General features: G+C 62.3%; 10 protein-coding genes. 5 read left to right on the top strand and 5 right to left on the bottom strand.

The window, feature by feature from the left end:
* Positions 1–155: 155 nt before the first annotated feature.
* Positions 156–1,538: an MFS transporter gene (locus NDO55_RS01905; protein WP_252111897.1), complete on the top strand. Its 1,383-nt coding sequence runs from the start codon at positions 156–158 to the stop codon at positions 1,536–1,538.
* 37 nt (positions 1,539–1,575) lie between these two features.
* Positions 1,576–2,700 (top strand): CaiB/BaiF CoA transferase family protein, encoded by a 1,125-nt coding sequence (locus NDO55_RS01910; RefSeq protein ID WP_252111899.1) that lies wholly within the window; start codon positions 1,576–1,578, stop codon positions 2,698–2,700.
* Here the strand turns inward: NDO55_RS01910 and NDO55_RS01915 are convergent.
* A complete protein-coding gene (locus NDO55_RS01915; RefSeq protein ID WP_252111901.1) occupies positions 2,675–3,499 on the bottom strand; it encodes an EAL domain-containing protein in 825 nt (274 codons plus the stop codon). The two genes, NDO55_RS01910 and NDO55_RS01915, sit on opposite strands and share 26 nt — an antisense overlap.
* Entirely contained in the window at positions 3,496–3,888 is a 393-nt protein-coding gene (locus NDO55_RS01920) for a response regulator (protein WP_252111903.1), read from the bottom strand. Before NDO55_RS01920 ends, NDO55_RS01915 begins: the two co-directional genes overlap by 4 nt.
* A 140-nt stretch (positions 3,889–4,028) precedes the next feature.
* Between NDO55_RS01920 and NDO55_RS01925 the strand changes: the two genes are divergently transcribed.
* Positions 4,029–4,724, top strand: coding sequence for a PilZ domain-containing protein (locus NDO55_RS01925; protein WP_252111905.1), 696 nt, complete (start codon positions 4,029–4,031; stop codon positions 4,722–4,724).
* A 76-nt stretch (positions 4,725–4,800) separates the two neighbouring features.
* On the top strand, positions 4,801–5,361 hold the full coding sequence (msrA, locus tag NDO55_RS01930; RefSeq protein ID WP_252111907.1) for a peptide-methionine (S)-S-oxide reductase MsrA: 561 nt from the start codon (positions 4,801–4,803) through the stop codon (positions 5,359–5,361).
* Here the strand turns inward: msrA and NDO55_RS01935 are convergent.
* Positions 5,358–6,287: an L-threonylcarbamoyladenylate synthase gene (locus NDO55_RS01935; protein WP_252111909.1), complete on the bottom strand. Its 930-nt coding sequence runs from the start codon at positions 6,285–6,287 to the stop codon at positions 5,358–5,360. The two genes, msrA and NDO55_RS01935, sit on opposite strands and share 4 nt — an antisense overlap.
* A gap of 49 nt (positions 6,288–6,336) precedes the next feature.
* On the opposite strand from NDO55_RS01935, the gene NDO55_RS01940 reads away from it, so the two are divergent.
* On the top strand, positions 6,337–8,010 hold the full coding sequence (locus tag NDO55_RS01940) for an acyl-CoA dehydrogenase family protein (RefSeq protein WP_252111911.1): 1,674 nt from the start codon (positions 6,337–6,339) through the stop codon (positions 8,008–8,010).
* Here the strand turns inward: NDO55_RS01940 and NDO55_RS01945 are convergent.
* Positions 8,007–8,357: a GntR family transcriptional regulator gene (locus tag NDO55_RS01945; protein WP_252111913.1), complete on the bottom strand. Its 351-nt coding sequence runs from the start codon at positions 8,355–8,357 to the stop codon at positions 8,007–8,009. The two genes, NDO55_RS01940 and NDO55_RS01945, sit on opposite strands and share 4 nt — an antisense overlap.
* A 48-nt stretch (positions 8,358–8,405) precedes the next feature.
* Positions 8,406–8,981 (bottom strand): nitroreductase family protein, encoded by a 576-nt coding sequence (locus tag NDO55_RS01950; protein ID WP_252111915.1) that lies wholly within the window; start codon positions 8,979–8,981, stop codon positions 8,406–8,408.
* Positions 8,982–8,998 lie beyond the last annotated feature (17 nt).

The raw sequence follows: 8,998 nt of genomic DNA on the forward strand, positions 1-8,998 counted from the left end.
CACTTCCCTCAGTCACGATGTCAGTATGGACGTTCATAACGCTAAATAAAAGCGCCAGCGTAACAATGGTTGCATCTAACGACCTTTGCTGCGCTGCGAGATTGACTTTTCGCTGCAAAAAGCGGCCAATTCTCTCCACCCGGGGGAGAGAGAAGATGTCCGAACGCATGAGGCCGCTCAGCGGCCGCGAGAAAGCGGGTTATGGCATCGGCGATTTTGCCTCGAACCTCTATCTCGGCTTTTTCGGCCTCTTCCTCCTCTATTACTATACCGACATTTACGGGATTTCCGCCGCGGCGGCGGCAACCATCATGCTGGCCACGCGCGTGGTCGACGCGATCACCGATCCGATCATGGGCGCGATCGCCGATCGGACGCGGACGAAATGGGGGCGTTATCGACCCTACCTCCTTTTCGTGTCGGTGCCATTCGGGATCATGGGGTATCTGACACTTGCCGGACCGGATGGCAGCGAGACCTTCAAGATCGTTTATGCGCTCGTCACCTACATGCTGGTGATGATGCTCTATACGGCAATCAACCTGCCTTATTCCGCCTTGCTGGGTGTGATTTCACCCCGATCGGAAGAGCGTACCAAGGCGACGGTCTACCGCTTCGTGATGGCGAGCCTGGGCAATCTCTTCGTGGCGCTCACGGCGACTGCCCTGGTGCGCGAATTCGGAAACGGCGATGATCTGGTCGGGATGCGTTGGACAATGGGGATTTTCGCGACGATTGCGGTCGTGAGCTTCCTTGTCTGTTTCGCCACCACCCGCGAGCGGATCGAGGCCATTCCGCAAAAGATCGACCTCAAGCGCGATCTCGGCACGATGATCAAGGACGGTGTATGGCCTATCGTTGCCATCGGTTGCCTGTTGCTGATTGTCGGCATTTCGCTGCGCGGATCGACCGCGGTCTTCTACTTTAAGTATCTGACTGACTATGGCGATCAGCCGCTCTTGTGGGCGTTCGACTATTTCTCGGTCAATCTGGCGCTCTCTTTCGTTGGCGTGGCATTGGGGAGCCTTGCCGTGGCCTGGCTACGCAAGCGCTGGACCAAGCGGGAATTGATGATCGGCAGCGGGTTGCTCAATGCCGTCTTGTTGGTGATCTTCTATTTCGTGCCGCCGGCGCTCTATTGGGTCATCACCTCGATCGCCGTGGCCTCCGGTTTCCTGTTCGGGATCGCGATCACGGCGATTTTCGCAATCTACACGGACGTCGCCGAATTTTCCGAATGGAAGAATCATCGCCAGGTGACGGCATTGGTGATCGCCGCTTCGATCTTTTCGATGAAGGCGGGGGGCGCTTTGGGTGGGGCCATTCCGGGCTTTGCGCTCGGCTCGGTCGGCTTCGTGCCGAATGTCGCGCAGCCAGGCGAAGTGCAGAACATGATCCTCGTCGTGTACACCTTCGTTCCGGCGGCCGCCTTCCTGCTCAGCGGCGTGGTTTTCCTCAAATATCCGCTCGATCGCACGCGGGTTTGCCAGATCGAAGCCGATCTCAATAAGCGGCGTGGGAACCTCGCCCCTGCCTGATCGATTTGGTCCCGTAACATCCTTGATCTAGGATAGAATGATGCAGGGGCCGCTTCACGGATTGCGGATTATCGAGCTGGCGGGCGTCGGCCCGGCGCCGTTTGCCGCAATGATGCTCGCCGATCATGGCGCGGAGGTGATCCGCGTCGAGCGGGCAGGCGGCTTCAATGTACCGCCGGGACCGATCGACCGCGGACGCACGACTATCAGGCTCGACCTCAAGCGCGATCCGGCCAAGCATGCCTTCCTCAAACTGGTGGAGAGCGCAGATGGGTTGATCGATCCCTATCGCCCCGGTCGCATCGAAGCGCTTGGGCTTGGTCCGGCGCAACTGCATGGCGTCAATTCAAAACTGGTGATCGGCCGGATCACCGGCTGGGGACAGCATGGGCCGCTGAGCCAGCAGGCTGGCCACGACATCAACTATCTGGCTCTGTCCGGCCTACTGCACGGCATGGGCTCGGCCGATCGCCGACCGCTACCGCCCGCCAATTTGGTCGCCGATTATGGCGGCGGGGCAATGATGCTGGCCTTCGGCATGCTTGCGGCCTTGCTGGAGGTGCGAAATGGCGCCGATCAAGGACGGGTCGTCGATGCGGCCATGAGCGAAGGCGCGGCGCTGCTCGGCTCGTTCCTCTATGGCCTGAAAAATCTGGGCCTGTGGACCGACGAGCGCGAAGCGAGCCTCCTGAATGGCGGGATGGCGCTCTATGGCACCTATCGCTGTTCGGACGGCAAATATCTATCCGTCGGCGCAATCGAACCGCAATTCGTCAAATCTTTCCTGAGCGGCATCGGCCTTTCCGAGGACCCGCTTTTTATCAATATTCTCGATCCGGAGCTATGGGAGGACCAGGCCGAAGCCGTGGCCGAGCGCATCGGTGCCGAGCCACGCTCGCATTGGTTGTCCGTGTTCGACGGCAAGGATGCCTGCGTCGCGCCGGTGCTGAAAATGTCAAAGGCCGCGCAGCATCCGCACCATGCGGCGCGCGGCGCCTTCGTCGACCAGGCTGGCGGGCCGGTTCCTGCGCCGGTCCCGCGCTACGATGAGGAGGCGCTGCCGCTACCGCCGCTGCGCAAGGTCGAGCGGGACGCGGAAGTCGCGTTGCTGGAGTCGCTGGGGCTCGACGAGGAGGCTATCGCCCAAGCGCTTGGCGACTAGGCGTGCAGTTTTGCTCCCAGTCGCGCTGCCACGCGTCAAGCCATTCGGGCAGCGCATCGGGTTCGAGTGGCCGGGCAATACGGTAGCCTTGTGCGATATCGCAATCCATCTCGCTCATCAGGCGGAGCTGCGCGCTGGTCTCGACGCCCTCTGCCGTCGCGCTGATGCCGAGTGCGTGGGCGAGGTCGATCATCGCTTTCACGATGGCGCGGCTATCGGCATTCTCGACCGCATCGTTGATGAAGAATCGGTCTATCTTGAGCTCGCTGAAGGGCAGCTGGCGTAGTTGCATGAGGCTCGAATAGCCGGTGCCGAAATCGTCGATGGCCAGGCCGATGCCCTTGATGCGGAAGCGGGTCAGCGTGTCGAGCAGGTTGGCGAGCGGTTGTGTCGCGCTTTCGGTGAGCTCGAGAACGAGCATGCCGGGCGGGACAAGATGCTCCTCGCACTTGGCCTCGACGAGATCGGGAAAGTCCAATGCTTTCAGGCTGATGGCGCTGATATTGAAGGCGAGGCCGCAATCGATGCCGTCGGCGCGCCAGCGGTGCCATTGATGGAATGCGGCATCCATGCCCCAGCGCGTGAGCGGGTCGATCAGCCCGTGACGTTCGGCGAGCGGCACGAAGCGCGAGGGCGGAACCTGGCCGAATTCGGGATCGTCCCAGCGCACCAGCGCTTCCACGCGCACCAGCTTGCCGGTCTTGAGACAGATTTTGGGTTGGTAGACGAGGTGGAGCCGATCGTTGATCAGCGCCCGCTCGAAGCCGTCGAGCAGCCCAAGCTCGACGGTTTCCGTCATGCAACCAAGCGCTGTCGGACCTGGCCGAACAGATGTTCAAGTGCTTCGAGACGCGCCGGTTTGTTCATCGGGCCGACCATGTTGAGGCCAAGCTCGCGGCCGAGGCGATAGGCCGTGTCGACGATGCGGTTGTCGAAGCCCGAGATAATGAGAACGGGCTGCTCGGCATTTTCGCTGGCAAGAAAGCGCAGCAATTCAACGCCGTCGGCGCCCGGCATGCCGAGATCGACCGCGACCATGGCCGGCGGATCCTCGCGGAAACGGCGCCGAAAATCCTCGTGATCCGACGCAATTTCAGGTTCGAAGGCAGCAAGTTTGGCGGCGCTGGCAAGATAGTCGGCTAGCGCCGGTTCGTCATCGATCAGGAGCAGGCGGGGGGAGCCTGACATAAACACCTCTTTTTCGGATCCAACCTCGAACTCGGATCGTGAGCGTTCACCCTAGCGCAGCGATGGGCCGCAGGAAACGGCTTTTTAACCTAATCGTCTCAAAAGGTTCGAGGAAGTTTTGGGCTCTTTGGGAGATTGTCATGCTCGGTTCGTTCCTCCGGCGGCGTCAGGACCGGCCTTTCGGCCAGGACCAGATCGCCTTCGAATCGACTGTTTTTTCGCTGTCTACGGACGTTCCGCGTCCGGTCGAGCGTCGCGTCGACGAGCGCGTCATGCCGATGCTGCGAGTCGCGAAAATGACGGTGAATGGCGCCGAACAGCTCATTCGCGTGCGCAATCTCTCCGCCGGTGGCCTCATGGCCGAGGTGACGGAGCCCCGCGAAGTTGGCGATGAAGTCAGCCTCGAACTCAATTCCCAGCAGATCCCCGCCAAGGTCGTGTGGACCCGCGAAGGCACGGCCGGCTTCAAGTTCGAAGCCAATATCGATCTTGGCGAGATGCTCGCCGGTCGCAAGCCGCGCCACGGTTTCCGCCCGCGTCCGCCGCGTCTCAAGGTCGATTGCAAGGCCAATGTCCGCGTCGGCAAGCTTTATTACACGGTCGACGTGCACGACATCTCGCTCGGCGGGATGAAGGTCGAGCCGATCGAAGAATATTGCCTCGGCCAGAAGGTCGTCGTGGTGGTCGAGAGCCTGCGTCCCATCAAGGGCGAGATCCGCTGGTATTCGGATCGCCGCGCCGGGATCGTCTTCGATCGTCCGCTGGAATTCGAGGAACTGGCCGAATGGATGGCCAAGCGTCTCGAACTCGCCAGCCTCAAGGCCGGCCTCAAATAGGGCTTTTGGCCCCTCTTTAAAGTTTCGCGCCCGCGCCTATCTCGCTCCTGACAAGCGAGACAGGAAAGAGATCGTCATGGCTAAGCAGACCGCCATCCTTGCCAATGGGTGCTTTTGGTGCACCGAAGCCGTCTTCCTCGACGTAATCGGCGTCGAAAGCGTGGAAAGCGGCTATATCGGGGGGCATGTCCTCAACCCCACCTATCGCGAAGTGTGCGGCGGCAACACCGGCCATGCCGAGGCGATCAAGCTCGTCTTCGAAGACGAAGCCATCTCCTACGAAGACCTGCTCGAAATCTTCTTCGCGACCCATGACCCGACCCAGCTCAATCGGCAGGGCAATGATGTCGGCACGCAATATCGCAGCGCCATCTTCCCGCTCGACGAAGAGCAGCGCCAGATTGCGATGCGGGTGATTGCCGAGACCGATGCGGCGATCGAGGGCAAGGTCGTGACCACCATCGAGGAAGCGACCGAATGGTATCCGGCCGAGGATTACCATCAGGATTATTATGCCGAGAACGGCAATTCCAATCCTTATTGCATGGCGATCATCGACCCCAAGCTGCGCAAGTTCCGCAAGAGCTTTGCGGACAAACTCAAGAACCGATGGGATTCTAATAATCCAGTTGTCTAGTTCGAACGGGGTGCAGCAGCCCTCTTGAGCCGGTCGCGGATCGCGGCGGCGAGCGCATCGCCCGGAATGGGCGCGACGGCGATTTTCGGCGCGTCGGCGTCGTCGGCTTCGTGCAGGAGCGCGAACAGGTTGGCGGCCGCTTCGACCGGCGTTCCGCCGAGATAAAGATCGCCTTCCACCTCTCCATAACCGATCAGGACTTCGTCCTTGTCAGGCTCCGTGACGTCGAGGCGTAAGGGTTTTTGCGGCGCATAGTGGCTGCTGAGCTGGCCGGGCGCCTCGATTTTCTTGTCATCGCCGGCGACTGCGTCCGGAACGTGGACCGGGCCGCGGCGTAGCAGGCGCAGTTCGCCGCCCGTATCGGCAATGATGGTGCTTTCGATGCCAGCTTCAGTCGGCCCGCCGTCGAGGATGAGGCGGATGCGGCCAGCAAGGCTCGCGGCGACATGGGTGGCGCGGGTCGGGCTGATGCGACCGCTGGCGTTGGCGCTGGGCGCGGCGAGCGGCTTGCCGAAGCGATGGAGCAAGGCGCGCATCACCGGATGGGCGGGCACGCGAATGGCGATGGTCGGCAGGCCTGCGGTGACGACATCGGCAATGCCTGCATCCTCGCGCCGCGGCAGGACGAGGGTAAGGGGCCCCGGCCAATAGAGCTCGGCCAATTCGCGAGCACGGTCGGTGAAATATGCAAGCTTCTCCGCCGCCTCCAGGTCGAAGACATGGGTGATGAGCGGATTGAAGTCGGGGCGGCCTTTGGCTTTGTAGATGCGCGCCACGGCGAGCGCGTCCGTCGCATTGGCGGCGAGCCCGTAGACCGTTTCGGTTGGCACGGCGACGGGCGCGCCCTGTCCCAGCAGGGTCGCTGCACGGTCGATCGCATCGCGGTCGGCACGCAGGATTTCGGTCGGTAGTGACGTGGGCGCCATGGCCGCGCTATGAGGCCCCCAAACAGATTTGTGAAGGAAAAGAACATCCATGCCTTTTTCGATTCCCGTTGCCGACCAGGCGCGCGTGCTGCGCGATATTGTCGACCTCCCCAAGCTCGCTGCGCATGAGCGTTTCGCCCATGCCGATGCCGAGACGGTCGAGGCCGTGCTGGAAGGCGCGGCCCAGTTTGCGGTCGGCGAATTCCTGCCGTTGCACGAAAAAGGCGACCATGTCGGCGCGCAATTGAAAGACGGCGTCGTCACCATGCCCGAGGGCTTCAAGGCAGCCTATCGCGAGTTTGTCGAGGGCGGCTGGATGACGCTGTCCGCGCCCGAAGAATGGGGCGGGCAGGCGATGCCGCTGTCGCTGTCGGCAGCGCTCATGGAGAACCTCAACTCGACCAATATTGGCTTTGCGCTCTGCCCGATGCTCAGCCTCGGCGCGATCGAGGCGCTCGAAGTCTATGGTTCAGACGAATTGAAGCAGAAATATCTGGAGAAGATCGTCAGCGGCGAATGGCCCGCGACGATGAACCTCACCGAGCCGCAGGCCGGTTCGGATGTCGGCGCGCTGACGACCAAGGCTGAACCCAATGAGGATGGCAGCTGGTCGATCAAGGGCCAGAAAATCTACATCACCTATGGCGAGCATGACCTGGCTGAAAACATCATCCACCTTGTCCTTGCGCGGACGCCCGGCGCACCGGCGGGCACGCGCGGCATCTCGCTCTTTCTCGTGCCCAAGATGCTCGATGACGGAACGCGCAACGACGTGGTCTGCACCAAGCTCGAGGAGAAGCTCGGTATTCACGCTTCGCCCACCTGCGTCATGCAATATGGCGACGAGGGCGGCGCCAAGGGCTGGATGATCGGTCCCGAAAATGGCGGCATGCGCGCCATGTTCGTGATGATGAACAATGCCCGCATCAATGTCGGCCTGCAGGGCGTCGGCATTGCCGAAGCAGCGACCCAGAAAGCGGTCGACTATGCGCTTGAACGAAAGCAGGGCGCGCGGGCCGGCGCCAACAGCCCGATCGCCGAGCATCCCGACGTCCGCCGCATGCTGATGCGTATGCGCAGCCTGACGATGGCGGCGCGTGCTTTGTGCTTCTACACATTCGGCTGCATCGATCATGGCGCGACGGGCGATGAGCAGATGAAGCTGCGTGCCGATGTGCTCACCCCGATGGCCAAGGCCTGGTCGACCGATGTCGGCTGCGAAGTGGCGAGCCTCGGCATCCAGGTCCATGGCGGCATGGGCTATGTCGAGGAGACCGGTGCGGCGCAGTATCTTCGCGATGCGCGAATCGCGCCGATCTACGAAGGCACGAACGGAATCCAGGCTGCCGATCTTGTTGGTCGCAAGCTCGGTCTTGATGGCGGGCTGGCGTTCGACGGGCTGATCGCCACCATCCGTGCCGAGGCGGTCGACGAGCGGCTGCAGGCGCTGGCCGATGCGGTCGAGCAGACTGCGGCCATGCTGCGCGCGGCCGAGCCCGACAATGCGATGGCAGGCAGCTATCCCTTCCTCACCATGTGTTCGGTGCTGGTCGGCGGCTGGCTATTGGAAAAGATGGCCGAGCATGTCGATGCGGACGCGCGCACCAAGGCGGCGAGCGCCTTCTTCAACGCGACGATCGTGCCCGAAGCCTTCGGGCTCGGTGCATCTGCCGGGGCAGGGGCCGAATTGCTCTATTCGGTGGACGCCGAAGCGCTCGGCTAGGCTTTCGAAAGGAGTTCGGAAGGCTCGATACCGAGGCGGTCCATCCGCTCTCGGATTTCGGGCCATTCCTCTTTCATGAAACGCTCGCGCTCGGCGCCGGCGAGGCGGCTGCGAGCGCCTTTGGCGACGAACATGCCGACACCGCGCTTGACCGTGACCAGTCCATCATCCTGAAAACCCTGATAAGCCTTGGCGACGGTGAGCGGGTTGGCGCCCATCTCGCTTGCCAGCGCGCGCACCGAGGGCAGCGCATCGCCGTCTTGGTACTGGCCGGTGAGAATGGCATTGCCGATCTCTTCGCGGATACGGACGTAAACGGGCTTTGCGGGGGTCTTGGCTAGCGTCATGCTGCTTTAATACAGCAGCGCGCCTAAGGTTGCAACCGCCGCGCTGTTTTATCCCCGCCAGCGGGTGACGATCGCGCCGATCTCGGGGCGCGCGCGCTCCTCGAGAGCGTGCGCGGGCGTGCCGAGGTAGAAGAACCCTGCAATGCGCTCGCCTTCATCGCACAGCGCCTCGACCACGGGGTCGGCATAGCTTTGCGCGCCGGTGATCCAGCCGCCGACAAAGCCGTGGGCATGGGTGGCATGGAGGAGGTTCATGCCGACCGCGCCGGCGGTCAGTTCCTGCTCCCAAACCGGGATCTTATGGTCATGATCGGGGGCGGAGATGAGTGCGACGAGGGTAGGGGCCCAATGTGCCTTGTCGCGAAACTTGTCGAGCTTCTCCGGCGTGCAGGTCGGATCATCGGCAATGCAGGCGGCGACGAAGAGGTCGGCCAGCGCGTCGCGATTGTCGATAATGACAAACCGGTAGGGCACGATCGCGCCATGGTCCGGCGTGCGGGCCGCCATGTCGAGGATCGCATCGAGCTGCGCGTCCGAAGGTCCCGGGGCGACGATATCGCGGGGTCGGGCGGAGCGGCGCGTGGCAAGGTGGGCGCTCAGCGATGAAGAATCATTCAAGGGCATGGCCTTTCGTGTCCTCG

It is taken from the genome of Sphingomicrobium sediminis (assembly GCF_023805295.1).
GTDB classification, from domain to species: Bacteria; Pseudomonadota; Alphaproteobacteria; order Sphingomonadales; family Sphingomonadaceae; genus Sphingomicrobium; species Sphingomicrobium sediminis.